The sequence below is a fragment of the Nitrosospira briensis C-128 genome (genome assembly GCF_000619905.2).
Taxonomy (GTDB): Bacteria; Pseudomonadota; Gammaproteobacteria; order Burkholderiales; family Nitrosomonadaceae; genus Nitrosospira; species Nitrosospira briensis.
Genome location: NZ_CP012371.1, coordinates 413,101 through 437,149 on the forward strand (window position 1 = coordinate 413,101; position 24,049 = coordinate 437,149).

The window sequence follows — 24,049 nt, forward strand, 5'->3', positions numbered from 1 at the left end:
GGTGAGGCTTAAGGCGTGGCGCCCATGGTATTAGCAAATCCCCGGCGCGGGCTGCAATGGTGGAGGGGGCGGATAGGGAATCAGGAATGGCGGCTGCGGGGGAAACGGCGGAGGGGGCGGATAGGGAATAAGCGCCGGTTCCTCGAACGGCTGGCATGGCTGACCCGCCTGACCCGGCTGATTTGGCTGACCCGTCTGACCCGGCTGGTTTGGCTGGCCCGTCTGACCCGGCTGATTTGGCTGACCTGTCTGACCCGGTTGATTTGGCTGGCCCGTCTGACCCGGCTGGTTTGGCTGGCCCGTCTGACCTGGTTGATTTGGCTGCCCCGTCTGACCTGGTTGATTTGGCTGGCCCGTCTGACCCGGTTGATTTGGCTGGCCCGTCTGATCCGGTTGATTTGGCTGAGTGCTCATGCTCACATCCAGAGCCGCTAAAACCGCCGCGATGGGGTTTGCTAAGCCATAAGGATCTTTCGGGTCACCCGCAAAGTAGAGGCCGACAACCTCGTTGGCATCATTGAGTATTAAGGAGCCGGAGTCCCCGTTGTCGCCAAACTTCGCATTCCGGGTTGAATCGGGCTTTATTCCGATCTGGTTAGTAAGCTGAATCTGACCAATACCATGTCCAAAGTCGAGATTCACGCTGAGTTCATCCGTATCGACAATGCCGTAGGTCAGCCCCGTGGTCCGTCCGCGCTTCCGCACGGACTCGCCGAGGGTTGCCTTATTGGTTCCCGCTATCTTGCCGATATCAAGGATCTCCCAGTCTGCCTGACGGGCCGAAAGCTCCGCTACTGCACAATCAACCTGATCGCCGAATATCCCGCGCTTCAGTATAGCGACCTCCGAACCGGGACACTTGCCCCCGTCAATCCGGGAGGGCTGCACAATCGCGTCGCCGACGGACCACGACTTGTCGATGCACAGCACATGAAAATTACTCAGGATCATGGGCTTGCCGGTCGCATTATCCGTGACGAGCGCGCCCAAGGTTCCACCCCAAGTCATTCGATCCACCAGGCGGCACGGACCGATGCTCATCCCGCCCTTTAAAACGGGATACTCTTTCATATCCGCCTCCAGGACGAGATCAAGGGCATCCACGGCCAAAGGTTGCAATACGAACCTTCGCTCGATCACATCAGTGGGAAATCCCTCAATGGCCTGGGGAATACTATCCGCTGGCGAAACATCCCGTTTTTTCTCGACAAGCACGCGAATCGCCATGGTATTGGTGGGCCGGCCTCCTACTTCCTTAAAGCCGATATCTACTCCCGTAACTCCCGGGCGATTCAGCAGATTTTTTTCCACGGCCGTCTTAGCCTGTTTTAGCTTGGGATCAATCTCTGCCATAGCAGTCTCTCCAGTATCGGTACGGGAAAATTATTTTTCCAGACCTTTGTTTATCAATAATGACCAGCTGCCCATCTCGCCAGGTTATGTGGGTGAATCTCCGGATGCAAGTCGGCGTCCGATGGCCAGAAGTAGCTTTTCAGTTTCTGCCGCGTGCGCGCTGGCAACTGCCGGATCTTCGAGTCTCTCGTAGAGCCCAGCGGGCGCTCCTTCTGCCGCATCAGGTATTTTCCCCATCCATTTGCCCTGCCAGAAATTGCTTCCAAAAACGCCATGAACTACTTTCCAGCTTTCAACCCGATCATCCACCCACCCATAAAACTTCCAATACACGGGATTAACCTGCATCGAATAAAAATCAGGGAGGTAGTTGTACCGAGGGTCGTCCCATTCGACTGGTATTGTCTCAACCTCGGGACCAGGATCGGGGCGCCTGGCACCGGGAACAGCCGACCATCTCCGCTTCACCGTGTCATGTACCGTAGTATGGATAAGCTCGCCCAGCATGCCGAGACTTATATCCTTCAAAAACCCCGGATCGGTAAACATGTTCTCCCAGGGCTTGAGGTACTTCGCGAAGGTAAGGTCGGTCTTGGATCGCGTCATGAATTGAATGACTACCGGGAACTCTCCCGGATCAAACCACGGTGCCGGAACGGGAAAGTCGGGGTCATCCGGACATGATATCTCCAGCCAGCCTTCTATACGCCCATAGCTAGGATCGCCTGCCCGTGCAAGAATCTTGTTTGCATATTGGATGGTCTGACGATGCATGTAGAGATAATCCTCGCCAGAACCATTGTTCACGAACGGATCGCCATTTTCATCCAAGGCTGGTCGGGGTGGCTCCCACCCGGCCTTCCGCAACTCATCCTGCAGGTCTTTTGGATAATTTACCCAATTGTCACGCACCTCATGCCAAAGATAGTAATGCATTCGACATGCTCGGGCAGCCATCGCATCGACAAGTTGTTCAGGAACGGGAGGGGTCACCGAATCTTTCCTCAATTACAAAAACGTTTCTCGGAAAAGGCTCGCGGGCTGCTCATGGATTATTGACAACCACGTACCGCTTCCAGCGACGGATAGCCACCGTAACCACGCTGGGCTTCCAGGGATGGATAGCCACCATAACCGCGCTGGGCTTCCAGGGATGGATAGCCGCCGTAACCGCGTTGGGCTTCAAGTGATGGATAGCCACCGTAACCACGTTGGGCTTCAAGCGACGGATAGCCGCCGTAACCACGTTGGGCTTCCAGTGATGGATAACCACCATAACCGCGTTGGGCTTCAAGCGACGGATAACCACCATAACCGCGTTGGGCTTCAAGCGACGGATAGCCACCGTAACCACGCTGGGCGTCAAGTGACGGATAGCCGCCGTAACCGCGCTGGGCTTCAAGTGACGGATAGCCGCCATAACCGCGTTGGGCTTCAAGTGACGGATAGCCACCGTAACCACGCTGGGCGTCAAGTGACGGATAGCCACCGTAACCACGCTGGGCGTCAAGTGACGGATAGCCGCCGTAACCGCGCTGGGCTTCAAGTGACGGATAGCCGCCGTAACCACGTTGGGCTTCAAGCGACGGATAGCCGCCATAACCACGTTGGGCTTCAAGCGACGGATAGCCGCCATAACCGCGTTGGGCTTCAAATGACGGATAGCCGCCGTAACCACGCTGGGCTTCAAGTGACGGATAGCCGCCGTAACCACGCTGGGCTTCAAGTGACGGATAGCCACCGTAACCACGCTGGGCTTCAAGTGACGGATAGCCGCCGTAACCACGCTGGGCTTCCAGTGACGGATAGCCGCCATAACCACGTTGGGCTTCAAGTGATGGATAACCGCCATAACCGCGCTGGGCTTCCAATGACGGATAACCGCCGTAACCGCGCTGGGCTTCCAGTGATGGATAACCGCCGTAACCGCGTTGGGCTTCAAGTGACGGATAACCGCCATAACCGCGTTGGGCTTCCAGTGACGGATAGCCGCCATAACCGCGTTGGGCTTCAAATTGTGGGCAACCGTTCATAAGAATCTCCTTCATTTATGTGCTGCTGTTGGTAAAAATCCCCTCTCATGCAAATTCCTTTATTGCCAATTCTCCAGGCCCTTCTTAATTGGCTGCCAGAACTAGCTTAAAGCCTTGCCTTCCTACCATGCTTCAATCGAAAACGATGGCATGAATGGGTTATGGTGAAAAACGCCTGTTTGGGCGATCAGATTCACGACCTGCTGTGACTCGGCCATAAGGGAAACCGCATGCTCTGGCATCCCGTGCAATGCGTGCGGGGCAGCCATCTCCTCGTGGCCCGGCATCTTCCCTATCCATGTTCCTTTCCAGAAACTATTCCCGAACACGCCATTGGCGATCTTCCAGCCCTCAACCCGATCATCGATCCAGCCGTGCAGTTTCCAGAATATGGGGTTGACGTGACTTGAATACGTATCTCCCAAAAAATCGTACCGTGGATCATCCCATTCCACGCCAATCACCCCACCTCTCGTTGGATCGATATCTCCAGTGGCTTGCAGAGGATCAGGACGAACGGTGCCAGTGGAGGCCGCCCATCTCATATGCATGGCGTTATGAATCGTCATTTCTATGATTACACCGAGTTTTCCGAGGGTTACACTACGTAGAAATACGGGATCAATGAACGCTTTTTGCCAGAAATGGAAGCGTTTCTCATAGAAGATGTTGGATTTGATCCGATCAAGATTCGCGAAAGGTGCCTGATCTTGCCCCCCTGGATCAAACCAGGCTGGCGGTACGGGGTAGCTTGCATCATCCGGCGGCGGCGGTACCAGCCAGCCCTGTACGCGCGGATAATTCGGGTCCCCGACTTGCTTGAGGATAGCGTTGACGTCTCCAATCATCTGCCGGTGCATATAAAGAAAATCTTCGCCGGAATCATTTTCGATATTCGGATTACCGCCTTCATCCAGAACCGGCCGGGGTGGTTTCCAGCCAAGCTCATCGATCTTCTGTTGAATATCATGTGGGTATTGATACCAGTTGTTCCGCACCTCATGCCAGAGCCAGTGGTGCATACGGTGCTCGCGGCTGGCCATCATATCGATTACTTCTTTAGGAAGCGGGTGGTCGTTACGGCCCGCTGCACACGCGGGGCATTCCTCGGTGTGCGCAACGTGCTGATGCGCCTCCGGGTGGGTGTGATCGGAACCCGTATGATGTGGTTGATCGCCGGATGCGGCAGTGGCCATATGATGCAACTGAGGGTGCAAGTCCGAAGCGCTCACCAGTTTCCCATTGGATTTATCATAACGTCATAAATTCGGTAGTTCGTCGCCGCTGATTGTCCGTGAGCTGAAATCCTGTATTCGATTTTCGAGCCAACTAAACGCCATTCGCTATAATCTGGAAGTAATATAAAAGTGTGTCTAGACTTCTTCGGTGCGGCAACACACAAACATCAAGAATTTTGAAAGGGCCTTTCAGGGCGCTCCTTTCAAACGATGGCTCAAAGAATGGGAATATCTTCCGCGACGCCTTTAAGGTTCAATACATCGTAAGATAATTCCGCGCCGGCCGGGTTTATCACCCGACCCCTGCTGCGTGCTTTGATTCCCAGCGTTTTGAAATCCTGCCGTGCTTCACCTCCCAGATTAACCGGGGGCAGAACAAGCGCGAAATCGATACCACCCGCATCGGCATCCGGTCTGAGAGTGACTGAAATAAGCGACCCGAGAATAGTTTGCTCCTGGGTGATATCTTCTCCATGGAATATCAACTGACCTTCCGGACCATCGTATTGGAGTTGTGCACCCGCGGGAGACTCGCTTGCTCCCAATGGAGTGAGCGCCCGGGGGAAAAATACGATGTGCGTACGGCCGTCGCAATCGCTCAGGGTGAAGTGATTGGGATGCCGATCAGATTGACCGGAATCATCCAGCATCGCAGTTTTTGAAATTTGCGAAGCATGTATCCGGACCCCTTTCACATCCGGCGTTAAATTTTCCCTGATGTAAACGGCTTCGATGGGAGAAATTACCTGCGTCGCAACTCCCTCGGGAGGATCTGCAACAAAATCGAAATCGTAAATACCGTCCGGTGGCGCCTGGATATAGATGTAAGGATCCAGTTTGGGATTGGACCAGCCACCGGTGGGCACGGTACCCGATGCCGTAATACTTAATTTGGGCGGGAAACTTTCCAGAACGGCAAGCGCGATTTCGGTAACTTCCAGAATTTTTTCCATACCAGTTCCCCAGAACGTTGAAGATGGGCCAGACATCGCTATGCTCTGTATCCGCTTCTATGTTCTTTATAGTTTAGAAAATAGAAAAGGCAAGAGTGAGATTGAGCAAAACGACCGGGGAATGTATCTGCGACCGTCACAAAAGGCGGTTACGGAACAGCCAGGCAGCCAGCGGTAGTGTAATAGCAGATATGACCAGCAGTGGAATCAGGTCATGGACGACTGTGAGCAACCCGACACCCTCCAGGTAGACGCGCTGCGCCAGATCGATCGCGAAGCGCAACGGGTTGATCAAAGTGGCGGTTTGCAGGAATTGCGGCATGTTACGTACCGGCGTGGCCAGTCCGGAAAGCAGCATCAGCGGCATGATCAGCATGAAAGTGTAAAGCATGGCTTGTTGCATGTTTGCCGAAATCGCCGAGATCGATAGCCCCATGCCGACGCTGGCAATAGTGAACAGGCCCAACCCGGTGTAGAGCGTCACCAGTGAACCTGCCATCGGTATATTGAACCAGAACAGCGCCACTACCAGTACGATGGTGGATTGCGTCAGGCCAATCATGATGATTGGAATAGCCTTACCGATCATGACTTCCATCGGCGAAAACGGAGTCACCAGCAATTGGTCGAAAGTGCCATTTTCGCGCTCCCGAGCAACGGACAGCGCAGACAGCATCAGCGTCTGTATCATGCTCAGCGCGGCAATCAAGCCGGGCAGCAGATTCCAGCGGGTCTCCAGATTCGGGTTGTACCAGGCACGCGACTCAACGGTGAGCGGCGGTCCGGTCCCGCCGCGCAGCGTCGCATTAAACGAATCGATGACTGCGCCAACATAGATCGCAGCGGAGCCGGCCGTATTCGAATTGCGTGCGTCCAGAATCAATTGCACCGGCGCGGATTCGCCTGCGTTCAGTTGTTGCTCGAACCTTGGCCCGATCTGGATCACGATCAGCGCATCTCCGCTGTCGATTACCCGTGCGATATCGCTCTGCGTCTGCAGCATTGCGATACGATGAAATACGCCGGTACCGTCCAGGTGAGCGATCAATTCGGTTGATGCGGAGCCACGGCTTTGATCCAGCAAGGCGTAAGGCACATTGGTCAGATCATAGGTGGCCGCATAACCGAAAAGAAAACTCTCTATCAATGAGGGAACGACGAGAATGACGCGATTAGCGGGATCCTTGAAAATAGCCAGTAACTCTTTCCGGCACAGGCTGGCGATACGGCGCAGGAAATCCAGCATGTTCAATCCAGCTTCTTGCGGGTGACGGCTCGTGCCAGCCCCAGCAGCACCACGGCATAGCCCGCCAGGATCGCGCAGTTCTTGAAAATCAGCGGCCATATGTTGCCCGCCAGGAACAACGTCCTGATCAGTTCCATGAAATAGGTAGCCGGCAGCGCGTTGCCGATAAGATGGATGACAGTCGGCACATTACGCAAATCGAAAAAAAAGCCCGATAGCATCAGTGCCGGCATGAAACTGGTGATCAGTGCAAGCTGGCTGGCCAGGAACTGGTTCCGGGTCACCGAAGAAATCAGCAGGCCCAGGCCTAACGCTACCAGCAGGTAAAGCATCGAACTGCCAAGCACTATCAGCAGTGAACCGTACATGGGCACCTCGAACAGGAAGCGCGCGGCGAGCAGGCACATGCCCAGGCCAAGCATCCCGACCATAAAGTACGGAATAATCTTCGCCAGCAGTATCTCGTTGGGCCGCACTGGGGAGACAAACAATGCTTCCAGCGTGCCGCGTTCCCATTCCCGGGCCATTACCATCGCCGTGAGGAAGGCACCGACCAGCGTCATGATCAGTACGATCAACCCGGGTACGAGATACCAGGTACTGGTATTGGCGGCGTTGAACCACATCCGCTGAATCAGCGTAACCGAACCCGAGGCGGCACTGTCCACGCCTGCTGCTGTAACCATCCCTTGATCGCTCTGACGTTGCGCCCACTGGCCCAGGGCGCCGCTGACATAGCTGCGTATGATAAGGGCACGACTGGCATCGGAACCATGCAGCAGTAACTGCACCTGCGCGTTCCCAGCCGCGAGGCGGCGCGAAAAATCGCTCTGCACCTGCACAATGGCATCCACCTCGCGCGCCAGCATCAGGCGCTGCGCATCATGCATGGAGGTAACCACTACCGGCGAGATATATGCGGAGAGTTCCAGGCCTGCGATGACATCAGCCGCCATGGGCGAAGGATCTTCCAGCACCACCGCCACCGTGGCATTCCTGACATCGAGTGAAAGTCCATAGCCGAAAATCAGGATCAATACGAAAGGCAGGCCGATGCCGATGACCAGGTTGCTCCGGTCACGCAGTAGCTGGCGAATTTCCTTGCGGGTCAAGGAGATCAGACGCGACAAGAATCCCCTGATACCTTTATGTCTCTTGTACCCATTATCCGCTTTGCCCGATTTATACGCGGTATGTTCCTTGCTCCCTGCCTCTGTTCCGGCTTTGCTCATGGGTTGGCTTCCCTGGCGGGACTTTCACTGTTTTTCTGCCGCTCCTGCTCGACGATGCGGATGAAGGCCTCTTCCATATCCAATCGGGCGCCCTCTCCACCCGCTTGCATCCGTACCTCCTGCGGAGTGCCGAGTGCCAGCAGCCTGCCGGCATCCTGGATGACAATACGGTCGCAGTACTCGGCCTCTTCCATGAAATGGGTCGTAATGATAATCGTCGTACCCACCTCCGACAGCGCAGTGATACGCCGCCAGAATTCCCGGCGCTTGAGCGGATCGGTGCCACTGGTGGGTTCGTCAAGGAACAGGATATCAGGCTCGTGCAGCAGGCCGACCGCCATCGCCAGGCGTTGCTTGAATCCGCCGGGCAATTGCCCGCTCGGCGATTTCTCCCTGCCCTCGAGGTCGAACTGTTGCATAACGGTATCGATGCGCTCGCGCAAGCGCTTGCCGTACAAACCATATGCGCTACCGAAAAACGCCAGGTTTTCCATTACCGAGAGATCGCCGTAAAGCGCAAACTTCTGCGACATATACCCTATCCTGCGGCGTGCTACCGCGCGAGCACGCAGAAGATTGAAGCCGGCAACCTGAAGAAAACCGCTCGTGGCCGGCAGAAGGCCGCAAAGCATTCGAAAGGTCGTAGTCTTGCCTGCACCGTTGGGGCCCAGCAGGCCGAAGATTTCGCCGCGCCGAACCGAGAATGAAACATGGTCCACCGCGGTGAAATCACCGAACTTGCGCACCAGGTCACGCACCTCGATGACAACTTCATCCGGCTCGCCTTTAGTGTCATCTTCACCTCCTTTAGCATCATCTTCACCGTTACCTTCGTTTCTCATCCCGCTAGTGGCCTTCAGTGCCGCCGTATCCAGCGGGGCCACATCGTGGCGTTCACGCAGCAGCACCATGAACCCGTCTTCCACGCGTGCTTCGACCGCTGTAGCCGGAATACCGCCAAGCAAGCTGTCCAGGCGCTGCCGGTCCACCTCGGATCGGCGGATGAAGCGCACAGCGCCGCCGTAAGGAACCGCATCGATGATGCAATCGGCGTCATCCAGCAAGCGCGCCTGGAGAATACGCGATGGTTGGCCTTGCGGCGGTGTAACGACGAAACACAGGTTGCGCGCATGTTGGCGAATTTCTTCGGGGGTGCCTTCAGCCAGCAGCTTGCCTTCCTGAAGAACGAAAACACGAGCACAATGCTCGGCTTCATCCAGATAAGCAGTGGTAACCAATACCGTCAACTGCTCGTCGTCAATCATTTGCTGAACAATCTCCCAGAGCTCCCGGCGCGACAATGGATCGACACCCACCGTCGGCTCATCGAGCAATAGCAGCTCGGGCGAACGCACGAGGGTGCAGGCCAGGCCCAGTTTCTGCTTCATGCCCCCCGAGAGCTTGCCTGTCGGACGCGCGGTGAAGCATGCCAGATCGGTCATTTCCAGGAGCCTTGCGTAGCGTTTCCGGCGAATTGCTTGCGGCACGCCATGCAGATCGGCGTAGAGGTCGAGGTTTTCCTGCACGCTGAGGTCTTCATACAGGCCGAAGCGCTGCGGCATATAGCTGATGCGGTCCTGCACCGCCTGTGGATCGGCTGCCACATCAATGCCCAGCACCTCGAGCCGGCCTTCGTCGGCCGTCATCAGTCCGGCTATCAACCGCAGCAAAGTGGTCTTGCCCGCGCCATCGGGACCAACCAGGGCCGTGAGCGAACCCATCTGCACTGCAAGCGAAACGTCAGCGACCGCTTGAGTCGATTTCCCCGTTTCCTTGACCAGAAAACGTTTATGGACGCGATTTGCAATCAGCGCGACTGCCGGATCGCTCATCAATGCGCCGTTCCAGCGAAACTCTTGTCGTCTTGCAAGGGGATGAGCACCGTGGCCGGCATGCCCAGACGCAGGCGGTCACCGACATCTTCGACAAAGACACGCACTTCATAGACCAGGCTGGTGCGCAGTTCTTCGGTCTGCACAATCTTGGGGGTAAACTCCGCGACTGAGGAGATATAGCCGATGCGGCCCGGAATCGATTGATCGGGATGGCTGTCAGTAACCACGCGCGCACTCATACCGGACTTGATGCGGCCCAGATCCACTTCCGATACATAGGCGCGCACCCATTTTGGGTCGGTAATCGCCAGCGCATATACCGGACGTTGCGGTGAAGCCATATCGCCCGGTTCCAGCAAGCGCGAGCGCACGACGGCATTGATGGGCGACTTCAATTCATACAGGCTGAGCTGGTGCTTGAGCAAAGCCAGCTCAGCCTGCGAAACGTTCAATTGTGCCTCGGCCTGGGCGATGTCTTCCTTGCGTGGACCGATCACAGCCAATTGCAGCGCCTTCTGGTTGTTTTCCAGCTGTGCCTGGGCCACACGCTGGCGTGAACGCGCGCTGTCCAGATCCTGCTGGCTGACCGCCTGGTCGGCAGCGTGCTCGATATTTTGCAAACGTTTGAGGAGCTGTGCGGCGAGATCCGCGTCGGCGCGAGCAGCAGCGACCTCAGCCTTGGCTTGAGCCACCTCTTCGGGGCGCGTTCCGTTCCTCAGCCGTAACAAGGCCTGATCCTGTACGTTGATCTGTGCTTCGGCCTGAGCGATTTGCAGGCTCAGGGTGCGGGTGTCGAGCGTGGCCAGGATTTGTCCGGTCTCCACCCGATCGCCTTCCTGCACGCGCATATCGGCGACCCGTTCGCTGCCGTTGAAAGCTAGCGAGACCTGGCGAATATCGACATTACCGAAGAGCACCAGCGTATCGCTATCATTCTGCTGCCGGGTGAAATACCAAACTGCCGTCACCGCGACGATGATGACAAGCACAGCCACCAGGACAAGCCTTTTCTTCATGAGTGATTGGTCGGTTTAAACCATCGCGGAGCTCAAATTCAGATCAATGCCAGCCACAAGAAGCTGGGACCTCATTGCGCTGAAGACATCAGTCCGCTATTCAGCGCCACCATCAAACCGGATCACGGGGTCCGATAATAGCTTCGGCGGCATCTTCCAACGCCACTATCCCGGCGGGAATCGACGCCGCGTTGCCGGATGAAATTGCGCCGGCCAGCAGGATCAGCGCCGAGGCAAGGTCGAGCACCTGCTTGAAGCTTGCGATATGCTGAATCGCGGACTTGGCACTTTCTACGCTGGACTGCAGGCGTACAACCGGAGCCCGGCTATCCTTCAGGACGAGGCTTACCGCACTGGCGTAAATGCTTGAGGCGGCGTTTAGAAGCGTAATCTCCTGTTCATCGAGTTCATCCCATTGGGCTTTGCTCAGGCTGGCCCGGTTTTTGAAACGCCAGTCTCCAAGCATAATCGCAGCATCGCGAAACTGGTGGCCTAGCTCGAAAGCCTCATCCGCTGAAAGCTTGTCCATGGCCTTGTTCTCTTTTTATCGTGAGACATCAAGTAAATCAGCATACGCTGCCCGAAGCGCGTCGACGTACGGCTTGAATTGCCGTTCCAGCGCTTCATCGCCAAGGCTATTCCGATGGTCAAATAGATACTGGTGGCCTTGTGCGATTTTCTCCAATATAACGTCATAACTTCGGGCGGCGTGGAGCCGATTATCCACACGGCCGAGGGCTTCTACCTTGGCCTCATTTGCCAATGCCATTGCAATGGGTTCCTGGGGATTATTTGGCGCAAATATGAAATTATCATAATACCTTCCCACCAGCGCGGATTCGACCTGCAAATCCGCGGCCATGCCCTTCACGACAATCTTGCGGGTCGCCTTGATCACCTCCTGAAGCGGCTGATTGCCATCGCGAATCAGTTTCCTGATTTCGTGCTCCCGGTATGCGGCCGTGACCGTACGCGCAAGAAGGGTCGATAGCGCGCCAACGGCGTCCTTCTCGTCATCGCTGAGCAGCGTCACTTTATTGAGGCGGTCGCTGAGGTCGTCAAGCGACTTGTCATAGGTTCGGATTTCGCCGGCGGCCAGACCGCCAAGGCCCTGCATGTAATCCGCCACGGTTTGCTGGAGCACATCGAGACTGGCTCGCTGCGCTTCCCGGCGCATCTTCTGCGCTTCCAGCTCGCTATGGAATTTCTGCGGCTGATATTGCTTGCGCCTGTCGAGTGCCCCGATGTAGTCCCTTGTAAGCGCATCATGGGTGGCAGCACTCGACGAAAGCGCCGCAAATGCTTTTATTTCCTTGAAACTGGCGCATCCGGATATAGACGTCACCAGGAAGACCATGGTTAACGCCAACCGGAGGCGTCCAGTTATTTCAAGAGCACGAACCATAGGTTATTTCCTATAGCACTAAATAACGGATGTTCTCTCAACTGCAATATCACGGAAATTGAGATGCTTGCTCCATTTTTCCAGCTCATTTTTATTGTAGACGGAAAAGAGCAGCGTTGCGCGTTGCTGAGTTCGGGGAATGCCGGGAAGACCTGGCCAAGTTTCTTTTCCGCTACGCCAGTTGGAGCGGCCCCGTCACAATCAGCACATCGCAAAAACATTGCTCGATGACATGGCGTGAGACACTTCCCAGCAGCAACTCCTCGAAGCGGGACCGCCCATGCTTTCCCATCACGATCAAATCCGCCTTTATAGACTTGGCGTGGTCGTAAATGACGTGCCCCGGATGACCGAAAGCGACTGTCCGAAAAAAAGAGTGGCGGCTGGGCCGATGATCAGCCTCGCGACCCGCTTGAAGGCCCGCTATAAACTTGTTTAAATCGAGACGCGCCTCTTCCGCGGCCTTGACATGATAGTCGTGGATGGTGTCATGAGCAGCATTCAGGTATTGCATTTGTTCTTCCAGCACGACATCGAACACGTGCAAGAAAGTTATATGCGCATCCGGCGCAATTTCCAGCGCCATTTGCGCCGCGCGCCGCGAATTTTCAGAAAAGTCTACTGGAACCAATACCCGGCGATAAGGCTCTGTAGTCTGATTCTTTACCAGTAATAAGGGAGTTTTACTCATGCGGGCCAATTTATCGGCGGTGTTGCCGAGAAAAAGGTCAGTAAAGAAATTGCCGCCGTGCGCACCTATCACCGTTAATCCCACGGCCAATTCATCTGCCCTGGCAACAATTTCCGCCTCTGGCCGCCCAAACTTGACAGTACTGGTGCAGCGAACGCCATAATTGTCTTGCAACAGACTGCAGATATGCCGCAACTCGCGCATGGCGCGCTCAACCAAGGCGGCCTCGGCCACTGCGGGCGTTTTTTTGAGGACAAGCCCCAGCGCGTTGGGTAAGCCGCTTTCCTTGACATTCAACAACTCGACCGAATTCCAGTTCAGGCTGGCGCATAGCATTGCGGCGCGTGTCCCGGCACGGCCGGAAAACTCGGATAGATCGGTTGCCACAAGAATTGTTCTGATATTTTGCACGTCGTCTCCTCAATAGGAGTTGAAGCCCCGGCACCACTGACTTGCCCTGATGAAACTCCGCCATGAATCAACCTGAATCCGGCAGTTGACCGCTCACTTGCCAGTTCAGCGTTATAACCGAAAAGGATTTTTCGTACTCCGTGAGCTTCACCTTTTTGGTGAGTTCACTCCATCCCGTCCAACTGCCGGATTTACGTTTAATAAAGCACATTGACGTGATGATCTACGCATACGGCTCCGCTCGCCGATAAAGGGCCAATATGCGTTGAAGTCAATGCACTTGACGATGGTGCCGTTATCCCGCGAGCTCGGGACTGGAGCCGGGATTGGGAGAGATGAGCATATCAAATCGCCGGCCTCGCGTGGCAGCACTTTAGACGATCCATTAATGGGACGGCGAACGCGACCTCTCGCAAACCGAGCGTATCACCTCAGCGAGAATTGCCATATGGAAGTAATTCTTCCAAGAAGCAACCTCTCTGCTTTAGCGCGCTGTGACCAAGCCCGACCATGCGGAAGAACTCGCTGTTTCATTTTTTGGCGCCGGCCTTTTCGAGGAGCTGCACTATTTCCTGGTGACCATTTTGCATTGCTATCTTTAGCGCCGTGGCACCATCCTTTGACTTGGCATGCAAGCGGGTGCCCGCGTCGAGCAGCGCGCGTATAACCTCCTGGCGGCCATCCTGGGACGCCATCATCAGCGCGGTGAAGCCATCTTTCGATTTGACATTTACGTCTGCGCCGGCGGCAAGCAGCACATATACCACTTCCAACCGGCCATCCTTCGCAGCCGCCATCAAGGCAGTAATACCGCCGTTCGATTTGATGTTCGCATCCGCCCCGGCTTCCAGCAACTCGTGCACTACCAACTGATGGCCTTCCTTCGCCGCCGCCATCAGTGCGGTAACCCCGTCAGTTGTCGTGGCGTTGATATCAGGTTTAGCCGCGAGCAGTGCTTGTGTCACCTTATGATGGCCCCTCTCCGATGCCAGTATCAAAGCGGTCACGCCGTTGTCTGCATGAGCATTCACATCGGCCTTGGCGGAAAGCAGCTCATGCACCACCATCAGGTGACCTTCCTGCGCCGCCGCGATCAATGCGGCGACATCATTGCTCGTCCTGGCATTCACATCAGCATTGGCGGCGAGCAGCATCTGTACCACGTCGGGCTGGTTCATTTCCGATGCCATCAGTAAAGCCGTGAGACCATCTTGCGTCCTGGCATTTACTTCAGCTCTTGCCGCGAGCAATGTCTGCACCACCATCTGGTGCCCATTCTGTGATGCCATGATCAAGGGCGTTGTGCCATTGTCCATGCCCGCGTTGACGTTGGCTCCAGCGGCCAGCAGTTCCTGGACCACCCGCTGGTGACCATTCTCGGACGCGATCAGCAGCGCTGTGAGGCCATCACTTGTCCTGGCATTTACATCGGCCCCGGCCGTGAGCAACGCTTGCACGACTATCCGGTATCCTTCTTGCGACGCCGCCATTAGCGGGGTCACGCCATTGCCGGTGCTGGCGTTGACATCGGCCTTGGCATCAAGCAGCGCCTGTACGATCCGGGGGAAACCGCCCTCCGACGCGATCAGCAGCGCTGTCAAACCATCGCTTGCCTTAGCGTCCACATCGGCTCGCGCATCGAGAAGCGCCCGCACCACCTGCCGGTTGCCCACTGCCGCAGCCGCCATCAGTGCGGTGGCGCCGTTGGTCATCCTGGCGTTCACATCGGCCTTCGCGGCAAGCAATGCCTGCACTACTGCCAGATGACCTGTGGTCGATGCTGCCATCAATGCCGTGGCGCCATCTCCCCTTCTGGCATCCACATCGGCTTTGGCTCCAAGCAGTGTTTTGACCTGGGGAAGATCACCCCTTCTGGCCGCGACAAGCAGATCGCTGTCAGCCCATGTGGTTGCTGAAGCGCAGCATGAGCCCATCAGAACTATCATCATGCCTAAAATACGCATGCTTCGCGATGCAATCATTCGGATCTCCTTGGTATGGTTTCATTCCTCCGGCTTTTGTCCATGAACATCGGCAGCAGGAAGAAGAGCAGAAAAATCGATCACACGAGCCAGAGCTTCCGAGAGATGCCCATCACACCCTATTTCATCTTGGAAGTTCGAGCCTCCCGATACGCCACGACCGTCGCAACTCGCCCATCTCATTGAACCCGTAACGGCGATAAATAATTTCGTTATTGCACTTAAACCCGATTACAACCTATCCGAGCTGACAGCTCAGCAGCCGTTATATCATGGACGAGTATTGGCTACTACCCCAACTGATTAGTGGGTATTAGCGCTGATCTACAGTCAGTAGCCCTTGGTCCCGCTGAAGAGTTTTCCAGATGGAGAGCCAATCTTTTACTGCTGCTTCCACCGTTCTCCTTGCTCGCTGGCGGCTTCTGTCGCCATGAACTGCGATATTTTTTCTATGTTATGCTGATCAGCAGATCGCTCATGCGCGTCAATCTATCCGCGATGTACCCTGAAGAGAATTATTGCAGGCTATTTCTTGATAAGCTTGGCGAATAACCGTGCAGGAAATTTCGAATATGAAAAAACTCTGTACTGCCGCCAATCTCATGGAAGCGCAAATCAAGCTCGATCTCCTTGCGCACGCCAACATAGACGCAAGACTGTTTAATGAACACGCGCAGGGCGGCCTCGGAGATATCCCTTTTACCCATGCATATCCGGAGGTGTGGGTCGTTCACGACAATGATCTTGCAAGAGGACAGGCAATTGTCAGGGATTTCGAAAAAACCCCGGTTGAAACTCGCGTCGTTTTCTGCCGGGCTTGCACCGAGGAAAACCCGCGCAATTTTCAATTATGCTGGCGGTGCGGAGCAGGGCTCGAGTGAAACCTGTGCCCTGAAAGATATGATGACCGGGAATAGTTGGCTTGCATTAGCATCTCTGGAATCAGGTTGGAAAAAAATCACGTAGCTGGAACTGGTAAAGCTGGGAGCCGCTTTTTAGTCAACCTTGCCAGCGCTCTTCCGATCGATGACGCCGGGGATATCTTTCGTGGGCCGGGCGAACTTCCCCTTGAGATCATCGACGCCTGATTGGGGCTTGGCAAACTGTTCCAGGTCCTTGCGTTGTCTACGCGTCTCCGCAGTGTTCAGTTTCAGCTTCTTATCCCGCTTTTCGACCAGCTCCGGTATCGCCTCGCCATCGCGATTGAAAGACCAGCCCAGCATCGGCGTGCCCAACGGCATCTTATCGCCCGGGTTTCCTTCATAACCGGTATTCCAGACATGCCAGGTTTTGCCGTAGCTGTTCATCTTCCCCTTCATCAACTCTTTTTCCGCAGCTTTCGGAATATCCGGCGCAACAAGCTGTCCGGTAAGAATTTCACCATTGTGAGGATGCCAGTATTTTCTTTCGGCTTCAGGCAAGGCAGCGAAAAGCTTTTCGGAAATAATGTATTCGATACCATTCAGGTTCGCGTCCTCGGTATTGTCATCGAATAATATGCATTGTGCAAAATCCTCATTCACCTGGTGACAGTAATGATGTGCCTCCATCTGGTCTTCCGGAGAATCCTTCATCGGATGAAAACCGACAAGATAGATGTCAAACGGCTTTAATGGAGAATTGCGCTGCAGAAGTTTTGCACCCAACTCCAGCGCCCGTGTTTTGGCCGTCTTTTCCTCGCCGGCGGGTATCGTGCCAGGCGGCAAGCTCGCTTGCGCCACTTGGGCGAAGGAGCCTGCTGCAGAGGCGAGTGGTAGTGCTGGTAGTAAAGCAGCACATAAAATAATGCGAAAATTTAAACGCAGCCCGTCCATGCTATCTCCCCCATCATCTCCAGTTTTTTATTATAGGGATACCGCTGCGCGTTTCGGTACGGTAGCACACAAGGCATAAACAACCGCTGGCTAAAATGTGTACCTTGCGCTCATCCCCACTATTACGTTCCGCCCCGGCGCGGGTTCGTAAAAGCGGCTGTTCCCTTCGTTTACGATTACCGAGCCTACATATCGCGTATCGGTGATATTGTCCAACCGCAAGAATTCGCTGAGCTTCCAGCCGCCGATTTGATGCGAATAGGAGAACCGGATATTTGCGACGCCATATCGTTTAGCGGCTTCGGTATTGGTATCGTTCGCATAAACCTTGTCGCGATAGATCGCTTCAGCTACTGCCGAGAAACCGGGCAGGCCGCGCCGCCATGCCAACTCCATGTAAGCGGTATTGCGGGGCACGCCAGGCAGAAAATTACCTTTGGCTACGGTTGTGGAAAGCCCTCCGGTTCGGAGGTAGGTATATGAATCCTCGAATTCGGCATCGAGATAGGTATAAGATAAATAGGTGGAGAGATCAGCGCCAAATCGGGAGTCGGCTGAAACTTCCACACCGCGGCGTCTCGTATCGGCTGCATTCTGAAAAGTGGTTCGGCCGCCGGAATTCGTCGCGGGCAGTATCTCACCGCTAACCCGTGTTTCAAAAAGTGCCAGATTGATACGTGTATTGCTCGTGGCCAACCATTTAACCCCCGCTTCGACATTGCGACTCTTGCTCGGCCGAAGCGCAAAATTGAGGCCTGTTGCACCGTCTGGCCTGTAGGCAAGCTCGGCAAAAGTGGGTGTCTCGAAACCTTCTCCCCCGCTGACGTACAGATTGAGCGTGGGCGTGACCTTATACAATAATCCCAGTATCGGAATAACATTACGGAAAGCCAGATTGCCGCTGTCATTGGTGTTATCGGACCGGATAAAAAAATCCTCCGACCTGAATTTCACTTCCGTATGGCGCACGCCGGCAGAAAGTATCCACGCTGGGGCGAACTGCCACTCGGCTTGTACATACTGGCTGAAGCTGGAGACCGTATCGTCCTCGTTACGACGCATGTTTCCGCGTACACCCAACGCCATCCCCGAGAAATTCTCGAATCCCTTGCGCCTTTCTTTAGAAATCTCATAATCGATACTCGCAGTGACCGTCAGAGGACGCTGCCCGCTACTGCGATGCATCCATCTCAAACCAAGGCCGCCAAATTCGCGATCCAGATCGACAACGCCTCCCGAGCTCGTGGCTGGAATCTGGGCGCCGCGCGGCACGGCGAGAAACTGCTCAATCTGCCGGGTCCCCGTATAACCTATCAGCTTGATCGTGTTAGCGGATGAAAACTTATGCGTATAGACGAGGCCGCCCTGTGTATTGTCGATGCTCTTGCGGGTGTTGAAGGTAGTCGCAGTTGTATCCGCCTGGCGCGGATTAGCGCTCACCTGAGCACGCGTGAGCCCGAGCGGATCCTGCGTATTGCCCTGGTGCAGCTCGTTTGCTATCAGGGTGAGCGTGGCGTCCTGATTGACCCGGTAGGTAAGTTTTGCACTTGCCTGGTAGCGTGTAGCAGCGCTGTGGTCGCGGTAACCATCTGTTTGAAAACGTGAAATATCGACCACATAGTTGAATGGGCCTGCCACTGCGCCTGCTGTACCTGACGTATCTGCCGCACCCGACCCACCCAGCGTGCCGCCAAGCTTGATCTCGCCGCGCGTCGTGCCATAGCTGCCCCCCAGCAGCGTGCCGGATATCGTGTGTTCCGCCGGGCCGTCTTCGGTGAATGCCTGTATCACGCCGCCGGAGGCATTGCCATAGATAGCCGAGAAGGGGCCGCGCAGCACTTCAATGCGCTTGGTCGAACCCAGGTTGATATTAGCAGCCTGGCCCTGCCCGTCCGGCATTGAGGCGGGGATGTCGTCAACAATCATCCGTATGCCGCGAATACCGAAAGTGGAGCGTGCGCCAAAGCCGCGGCTGGATACCTGCAGGTCCTGCGCATAATTCTGGCGGTTTTGAATAACCAGGCCGGGAACGCGCGAAAGCGCTTCAGAGAGATTGACGCGTGGCTGGGAGTCCTGGATCACCAACCCCTCCACCACGTCAATGGACATGGGCAGCGAGAAACTCGATTGTTCCATACGAGTACCTGTAATGACAACAGGATGGAGGGTGGGCGGAGCGCTTGACGATGAGGCGCTTGGCTGGGTGACTGATTGAGCCGGCAACTGAGTATCCAACTCAGCATCCGGCTGTGCCAACAAGGAACCTGATGCCGGCGCCAGAATGAGCAATACGACTACCGCAGTGGCCGGTATCGAACTTAACGTCTTCAATGATTTTGCTGTGGCCGATACATTCCAATGTGAAGAAGGGACAATATTTCGAGTTACTCAGCTGTTAGTTGAAGCTGTCATTGACATAATCGGCATAGCATAGCGTCCTTGCCGCCATGAGCCGAAAGAATAACCTCTTTCGTTTAACCCAGATAATCCATTAGGACGCGAGATGATGGCGAGGCGGGTTGCGAGACAGTTTTGCCGGTTGAGAGAAGTCCATAACTTGGTCTATGAACGCCGCGCAGGTAGCAAAAATGGCGGCGAAAATGGCCGCAAACTGACCGCCAGCACTCGCGTAGGCTCGCAGAATCACCTAATGAATTATCCGGGTTTAATACGCCAGACTGCCAGGGGCTGCTCCGGGTGGGGAAGATAAAGGCGGAGAAGCGCTTTGGCTCTGCTCTACTTTCTGCTTTCCAGCGGCGACTTCCGCATTTATCTTTTCCACTATCCCGTTTATCCGCCCCTGCCCTGCCGTTGCAGACTGATTAATAGTTGCGCTGTCGGCATTTGCTTCCTTGATCATGCAGTCATGGTAGACCTGCATTTGTTTTTGCCAGGCGTTAATTGCACCGACGCTTCGATTGAAAGCAGCAACGCTACTCGAGTCGATAACCGGTGTTTCCGGCATGGCGCCGCATCCACTAGCGGACCAACTCCCATTTTCCAGTACGCCTGCATTTGCTGTGAATGCGGTAGTGAGCGCAAAAAAAGCTGCAAAGAGAATCGTTTGATTCATGACGTGCTGTCTCCTTATCGTTTGTAAAATGACGTTAATCCGATATGAATTTGAATGAATATGGCCGTTTCGTGTCCCAGCCGATAAGGTCGTGGCCGCGTTCAACCGCAGCATCATTTACCCTCGGTAATTCTGAAATCGGCAATACACGCTAATACGGATAGCGGATTTCCGCACACGGCGTTGTGCTTTAAGTCGCGTCCTTAATATAGACGATATCCCGCCCGAGGTGAGCGCAAACTGCCAGTCTTTCGAGACTGCTAGAGGCGGTTAACGGAGCTATTCGTCGTCGACGGTTTGGGGCGCCAGAAATGGATCAAGCCACCGACAAGTCCCGCTAGACCCAAAACCAGAAATAGAAAACCAAACCCCATGCCTGTACCCGTATTGACAAAGTCGCCCGCTCTTCTCACATCAAAGGGGATGCTGACCAGATTGGCAACATTGCCGCTGCCATCATCGCCTATCAGCAGCACCTCGTACTTGGCAAGCGGTTCCAGGTTGACGGCAAGCGGGATGTTGCCGGATGTGTATGCTTGAGCGGGCATCGACACTACCTCACGTGCTTCCCCACCTTCTATTTTCACCAACCTTACGATCAGTGGTATTTCGCGAATCTCCGACACCAGTATATCCATCACCAGATTCAGCGGTCCTGCCGGTACGGGAGAGCAAAATGGAGGGTAAGAAGGATGATCGCCATCCGGCACCACGTAAGCATTGAAGCCGATCGGGAACGCGCCGGTTTCGATGACGCATGTGCCGCCGGTGAAAGCTTCTTTCTGTTTTGCCTGATTATCAGGACGATAAAGGCTCGCTGTACCGCCGGAGATAACCTCAGCCTGTTGCGCATGGGCGGCCGACCCGAATGACATCATTATGTCGAATGCCAAACCGAACGCTATCAATAAATTTCGTTCAGGCAGATTCACCCTGTCTCTCATTGTCTCTTTTTGTCTTCGTTTATATCGTGAGGACGCAGCCGCCAATGGCGGCATCCCACATTTACTCTCAAAAACATAGCACAGAACCAGGTGCTAAGGAACCTCATGCTTGCTTTCGAATTCATTTGCCGGAGCCGCGCGATTTTTGGATCCCCTCAAACCGCCTTACGAAAAGTCAGGTTTATCCGGCAGGCACCCGCAAGGGGATGATACCCATCCTTAAGCGGGAGCACGCCATGGTAGTGCAGTCTCGCTGGTCCGCCCCACACCATCACGTCACCATGTGCCAATTGTATGCGCACCGGCTTATCCCCGCGCCGCAAGCCACCCCATAAAAACACTGCCGAAATCCCTAGCGACACGGAAACGATAGGTGCGCCGAAGTCTCGCTCATTCTTGTCCTGATGCAACGATAGCCGCGCTCCCGGCTCGTAGCGATTGACAAGGCATGCATCTGGCGCGTAATTCGGGAAACCGGCGCTTGCCGCGGCGTCTTGCGCCAGCTTCAGGAATACGCCCGGCATGGAAGGCCATGGCTTGCCGTTTTCCGGGTCTGCCCTATCATAGCGATAGCCCGTGCGATCCGTTACCCAACCAAAAGAACCGCAATTGGTTATCGCGACGGACATTCGAAAACCGCCCGGCGTAACCATGTGGCGAAATGGCGCAGCGGTTGTGATATCACATAATTGTGCAAAAATGGCAGCTTCATCCCGCATCGCAAAGCCGCGCAGCACGGTCGCGCCGGCGCATAGCTCCTCCCGCTGTGCCTGGCATTGCGTCACGCCTTCAAATAGGCTGAGCGTCATGTTTATCCCTTTGGCTCTCAAATTGCGTCGTGAAAAATGATGCCCACGGTTTGACGGCAGCCCGACCGGATGCGGCTGACGCCGTGGCGCAAGTTGACCCGATATACGCCCCGTGTGCCTTGCACAGGCCGATGATGCACGGCAAACGCCACTGCGTCTCCTTGCCTGAGAGGCACGACCTCGGGGCGTGATTGCATGCGTGGCCGCTGCTCGGTCAGCACGAATTCACCACCTGTAAAATCGCGGCCCGGCTCGGATAGCAGTATCGTGATCTGGATCGGAAATATATGCTCTCCATACAAGTCTTGATGCAGGCAATTATAATCACCCGGTTCATATTGCAACAACAAAGGGGTCGGGCGAAGCTGACCCGCTTCATGGCAGCGTTTGATGAAATCAGCAAGTTTCTCCGGATAGCGCACCGCTATGCCCATTGCTTCATTCCAGCGATTGGCGATCGGCACAAGCCGAGGATATATCGACGTGCGCAGTTCGGTGATGATGCCGGGTAACGGATAGCTGAAATACTTGTATTCCCCGCGCCCGAAACCGTAGCGCGCCATGACGACCCGGCTTCTGAAAATGTCGTCCCGCACATATAATCGTGCCAACGCCTCGCATTCTTCAAGCGAAGCAAATCCTTTGATCACCGCGCAGCCCCGCGCGTCCAGATCATTCGATATCCGCGACCCATCAAACGCATTCACCCGGCGTGCTGTGTTCCGCACAGGAGCAATACTCCACGATTCGCTTGTCGGCGTATTCATGCCTGTACTTTCAACTTCACCTTCGCCTCCGCCTCTTTCTCAAGAAGGCTACGCTTACGCTCCACGCCCCAGCGGTAACCTGCCAGCACTCCGTCGTTACGCACCACCCGATGACACGGAATCGCGACTGCAACTTTGTTTGTCGCGCATGCCTGCGCCACAGCCCGTACCGACTTCGGCGCGCCGATGCGCTTGGCGATATCAGTATAACTTGCGGTCTGTCCGACTGGAATTTCGCGCAGGGCCTGCCACACCCGTTGCTGAAACGCGGTCCCGCGCACATCCAGCGGCAGATCCAGGCCGATACCCGGCGCCTCGATAAAACCGACCACCTTTGCGACAAGTTCTTCGAAATCGGCATCACAGCCGATGAGGCAGGCGTGCGAAAAATCATCCTGCAGGTCATGTACCAGCTTATCGGGATCATCACCGAGGAGAATCGCGCAAATGCCACGACTGCTTTGAGCAACCAATATCGATCCGAGTGAGCATTCCCCAACGGCAAAGCGAATTTCGCTATCCGTACCGCCAGCGCGATAACTGCTCGGCGTCATGCCCAGAACCTGGTTGGATTTTTCGTAGAAGCGGCTGCTGGAATTATAGCCCGCATCAAAAATGGCATCCGTTACCGTACTGCCACGGCCAAGTTCATCGCGCACCTTTTTCTCGCGCTGCGCCGCCGCATATTGCCTTGGCGTCAGCCCGGCAACTTGTTTGAACGTGCGATGAAAGTGATAGGTGCTCATGCCAACCTGCATTGCCAGCTTTTCCAGGGTTGGGGCCGTTTCCGATTCTTCGATAATGCGACAGGCTTGTGTGACCTTGGTCGCATATTGCTCAGCCCGAGGGGGCTTGTCCGGCTGGCAGCGTTTGCAGGCCCTGAAACCTGCCTTCTCCGCTTGTTCGCGTGTGGCGTAAAAAACGACATTCTCGGGCCTCGCCGGACGGGCTGCGCAGGAAGGACGGCAATACACGCCCGTGGTCCTGACTGCGTAATAAAACTTGCCGTCAGCTTCGGTATCACGCGCGATAACGGAGGCCCAACGGGGGTCACTAACCGTTTCAGCAGTGCGTTGTGCTTTTTTTGCTAAAGTGTTCATGATGGGCTCCTTTAGAAGTTGCATGACATCGGTAACGTTATCAATTTATCAATGTCAGTACCCCCGTCGCACTCCGCGTCTTGCTTTCAAATTCGATCTTGTTTGAAGATTCAAAATTCGATCCTGATCCGGCCAAAAAACTTGAGG

21 protein-coding genes are annotated in these 24,049 nt (G+C 55.2%); 1 reads left to right on the forward strand and 20 read right to left on the reverse strand.

What is annotated here, in order from left to right:
* Nucleotides 1-30: 30 nt before the first annotated feature.
* From F822_RS01890 to F822_RS01950, 13 genes are all read right to left on the reverse strand, one after another.
* Entirely contained in the window at nt 31-1,353 is a 1,323-nt protein-coding gene (locus F822_RS01890; protein WP_025039604.1) for a S1 family serine peptidase, read from the reverse strand.
* Between the two features lie 84 nt (nt 1,354-1,437).
* On the reverse strand, nt 1,438-2,346 hold the full coding sequence (locus F822_RS01895; RefSeq protein WP_156304325.1) for a hypothetical protein: 909 nt from the start codon (nt 2,344-2,346) through the stop codon (nt 1,438-1,440).
* 59 nt (nt 2,347-2,405) lie between these two features.
* Nucleotides 2,406-3,401 (reverse strand): hypothetical protein, encoded by a 996-nt coding sequence (locus F822_RS01900; RefSeq protein WP_036574365.1) that lies wholly within the window; start codon nt 3,399-3,401, stop codon nt 2,406-2,408.
* Nucleotides 3,402-3,508: 107 nt separating this feature from the next.
* Nucleotides 3,509-4,618 (reverse strand): hypothetical protein, encoded by a 1,110-nt coding sequence (locus tag F822_RS01905; protein ID WP_197272872.1) that lies wholly within the window; start codon nt 4,616-4,618, stop codon nt 3,509-3,511.
* A gap of 221 nt (nt 4,619-4,839) precedes the next feature.
* Complete coding sequence (locus tag F822_RS01910) at nt 4,840-5,577, reverse strand: hypothetical protein (protein WP_025039600.1); 738 nt, start codon at nt 5,575-5,577, stop codon at nt 4,840-4,842.
* A gap of 136 nt (nt 5,578-5,713) precedes the next feature.
* On the reverse strand, nt 5,714-6,922 hold the full coding sequence (locus F822_RS01915; RefSeq protein ID WP_231623546.1) for an ABC transporter permease: 1,209 nt from the start codon (nt 6,920-6,922) through the stop codon (nt 5,714-5,716).
* On the reverse strand, nt 6,826-8,055 hold the full coding sequence (locus tag F822_RS01920; RefSeq protein WP_082204582.1) for an ABC transporter permease: 1,230 nt from the start codon (nt 8,053-8,055) through the stop codon (nt 6,826-6,828). The genes F822_RS01915 and F822_RS01920 overlap by 97 nt, the downstream gene beginning before the upstream one ends.
* The gene (locus tag F822_RS01925) at nt 8,052-9,887 is read right to left on the reverse strand and encodes an ATP-binding cassette domain-containing protein (RefSeq protein ID WP_025039597.1); all 1,836 of its coding nucleotides are present in this window, start codon (nt 9,885-9,887) and stop codon (nt 8,052-8,054) included. The genes F822_RS01920 and F822_RS01925 overlap by 4 nt, the downstream gene beginning before the upstream one ends.
* Nucleotides 9,887-10,906: an HlyD family secretion protein gene (locus F822_RS01930; RefSeq protein WP_025039596.1), complete on the reverse strand. Its 1,020-nt coding sequence runs from the start codon at nt 10,904-10,906 to the stop codon at nt 9,887-9,889. The genes F822_RS01925 and F822_RS01930 overlap by 1 nt, the downstream gene beginning before the upstream one ends.
* 112 nt (nt 10,907-11,018) lie before the next feature.
* Complete coding sequence (locus F822_RS01935; RefSeq protein WP_025039595.1) at nt 11,019-11,435, reverse strand: hypothetical protein; 417 nt, start codon at nt 11,433-11,435, stop codon at nt 11,019-11,021.
* 15 nt (nt 11,436-11,450) lie between these two features.
* Entirely contained in the window at nt 11,451-12,311 is an 861-nt protein-coding gene (locus F822_RS01940) for a hypothetical protein (RefSeq protein ID WP_025039594.1), read from the reverse strand.
* A 172-nt stretch (nt 12,312-12,483) separates the two neighbouring features.
* Nucleotides 12,484-13,413: a universal stress protein gene (locus F822_RS01945; RefSeq protein ID WP_025039593.1), complete on the reverse strand. Its 930-nt coding sequence runs from the start codon at nt 13,411-13,413 to the stop codon at nt 12,484-12,486.
* Between the two features lie 530 nt (nt 13,414-13,943).
* Nucleotides 13,944-15,395: an ankyrin repeat domain-containing protein gene (locus F822_RS01950; protein ID WP_025039592.1), complete on the reverse strand. Its 1,452-nt coding sequence runs from the start codon at nt 15,393-15,395 to the stop codon at nt 13,944-13,946.
* A gap of 572 nt (nt 15,396-15,967) precedes the next feature.
* Here F822_RS01950 and F822_RS01955 point away from each other — a divergent pair.
* Nucleotides 15,968-16,276 (forward strand): putative signal transducing protein, encoded by a 309-nt coding sequence (locus F822_RS01955; protein WP_025039591.1) that lies wholly within the window; start codon nt 15,968-15,970, stop codon nt 16,274-16,276.
* A 114-nt stretch (nt 16,277-16,390) separates the two neighbouring features.
* Here F822_RS01955 and F822_RS01960 read toward each other — a convergent pair whose 3' ends face one another.
* The 7 genes from F822_RS01960 to ada all read right to left on the reverse strand — a co-directional run bounded on the left by F822_RS01960 (nt 16,391) and on the right by ada (nt 23,902).
* Nucleotides 16,391-17,209 (reverse strand): OBAP family protein, encoded by an 819-nt coding sequence (locus tag F822_RS01960; RefSeq protein ID WP_051536546.1) that lies wholly within the window; start codon nt 17,207-17,209, stop codon nt 16,391-16,393.
* Nucleotides 17,210-17,299: 90 nt separating this feature from the next.
* Nucleotides 17,300-19,540 (reverse strand): TonB-dependent receptor family protein, encoded by a 2,241-nt coding sequence (locus F822_RS01965; RefSeq protein ID WP_025039589.1) that lies wholly within the window; start codon nt 19,538-19,540, stop codon nt 17,300-17,302.
* A 334-nt stretch (nt 19,541-19,874) separates the two neighbouring features.
* Nucleotides 19,875-20,282 carry a hypothetical protein gene (locus tag F822_RS01970; protein WP_025039588.1) on the reverse strand — a complete coding sequence of 136 codons (408 nt, stop codon included), beginning with the start codon at nt 20,280-20,282 and terminating at the stop codon, nt 19,875-19,877.
* A 260-nt stretch (nt 20,283-20,542) separates the two neighbouring features.
* Entirely contained in the window at nt 20,543-21,214 is a 672-nt protein-coding gene (locus F822_RS01975; RefSeq protein WP_025039587.1) for a hypothetical protein, read from the reverse strand.
* A 167-nt stretch (nt 21,215-21,381) separates the two neighbouring features.
* Entirely contained in the window at nt 21,382-22,035 is a 654-nt protein-coding gene (gene alkB / locus F822_RS01980) for a DNA oxidative demethylase AlkB (RefSeq protein ID WP_025039586.1), read from the reverse strand.
* Nucleotides 22,036-22,052: 17 nt separating this feature from the next.
* The gene (locus F822_RS01985) at nt 22,053-22,802 is read right to left on the reverse strand and encodes a 2OG-Fe(II) oxygenase (RefSeq protein WP_025039585.1); all 750 of its coding nucleotides are present in this window, start codon (nt 22,800-22,802) and stop codon (nt 22,053-22,055) included.
* Nucleotides 22,799-23,902, reverse strand: coding sequence for a bifunctional DNA-binding transcriptional regulator/O6-methylguanine-DNA methyltransferase Ada (gene ada, locus F822_RS01990; RefSeq protein WP_025039584.1), 1,104 nt, complete (start codon nt 23,900-23,902; stop codon nt 22,799-22,801). Before ada ends, F822_RS01985 begins: the two co-directional genes overlap by 4 nt.
* Nucleotides 23,903-24,049: the final 147 nt, after the last annotated feature.

Coding starts and splice junctions, on each gene's coding strand:
- F822_RS01890 (WP_025039604.1), bottom strand. CDS start 1,353: ATGGCAGAGATTGATCCCAAGCTAAAACAGGCTAAGACGGCCGTGGAA.
- F822_RS01900 (WP_036574365.1), bottom strand. CDS start 3,401: ATGAAGGAGATTCTTATGAACGGTTGCCCACAATTTGAAGCCCAACGC.
- F822_RS01910 (WP_025039600.1), bottom strand. CDS start 5,577: ATGGAAAAAATTCTGGAAGTTACCGAAATCGCGCTTGCCGTTCTGGAA.
- F822_RS01915 (WP_231623546.1), bottom strand. CDS start 6,922: ATGGCCGCTGATTTTCAAGAACTGCGCGATCCTGGCGGGCTATGCCGT.
- F822_RS01920 (WP_082204582.1), bottom strand. CDS start 8,055: ATGAGCAAAGCCGGAACAGAGGCAGGGAGCAAGGAACATACCGCGTAT.
- F822_RS01925 (WP_025039597.1), bottom strand. CDS start 9,887: ATGAGCGATCCGGCAGTCGCGCTGATTGCAAATCGCGTCCATAAACGT.
- F822_RS01930 (WP_025039596.1), bottom strand. CDS start 10,906: ATGAAGAAAAGGCTTGTCCTGGTGGCTGTGCTTGTCATCATCGTCGCG.
- F822_RS01935 (WP_025039595.1), bottom strand. CDS start 11,435: ATGGACAAGCTTTCAGCGGATGAGGCTTTCGAGCTAGGCCACCAGTTT.
- F822_RS01940 (WP_025039594.1), bottom strand. CDS start 12,311: ATGGTTCGTGCTCTTGAAATAACTGGACGCCTCCGGTTGGCGTTAACC.
- F822_RS01950 (WP_025039592.1), bottom strand. CDS start 15,395: ATGATTGCATCGCGAAGCATGCGTATTTTAGGCATGATGATAGTTCTG.
- F822_RS01955 (WP_025039591.1), top strand. CDS start 15,968: ATGAAAAAACTCTGTACTGCCGCCAATCTCATGGAAGCGCAAATCAAG.
- F822_RS01960 (WP_051536546.1), bottom strand. CDS start 17,209: ATGGACGGGCTGCGTTTAAATTTTCGCATTATTTTATGTGCTGCTTTA.
- F822_RS01970 (WP_025039588.1), bottom strand. CDS start 20,282: ATGAATCAAACGATTCTCTTTGCAGCTTTTTTTGCGCTCACTACCGCA.
- alkB (WP_025039586.1), bottom strand. CDS start 22,035: ATGACGCTCAGCCTATTTGAAGGCGTGACGCAATGCCAGGCACAGCGG.
- F822_RS01985 (WP_025039585.1), bottom strand. CDS start 22,802: ATGAATACGCCGACAAGCGAATCGTGGAGTATTGCTCCTGTGCGGAAC.
- ada (WP_025039584.1), bottom strand. CDS start 23,902: ATGAACACTTTAGCAAAAAAAGCACAACGCACTGCTGAAACGGTTAGT.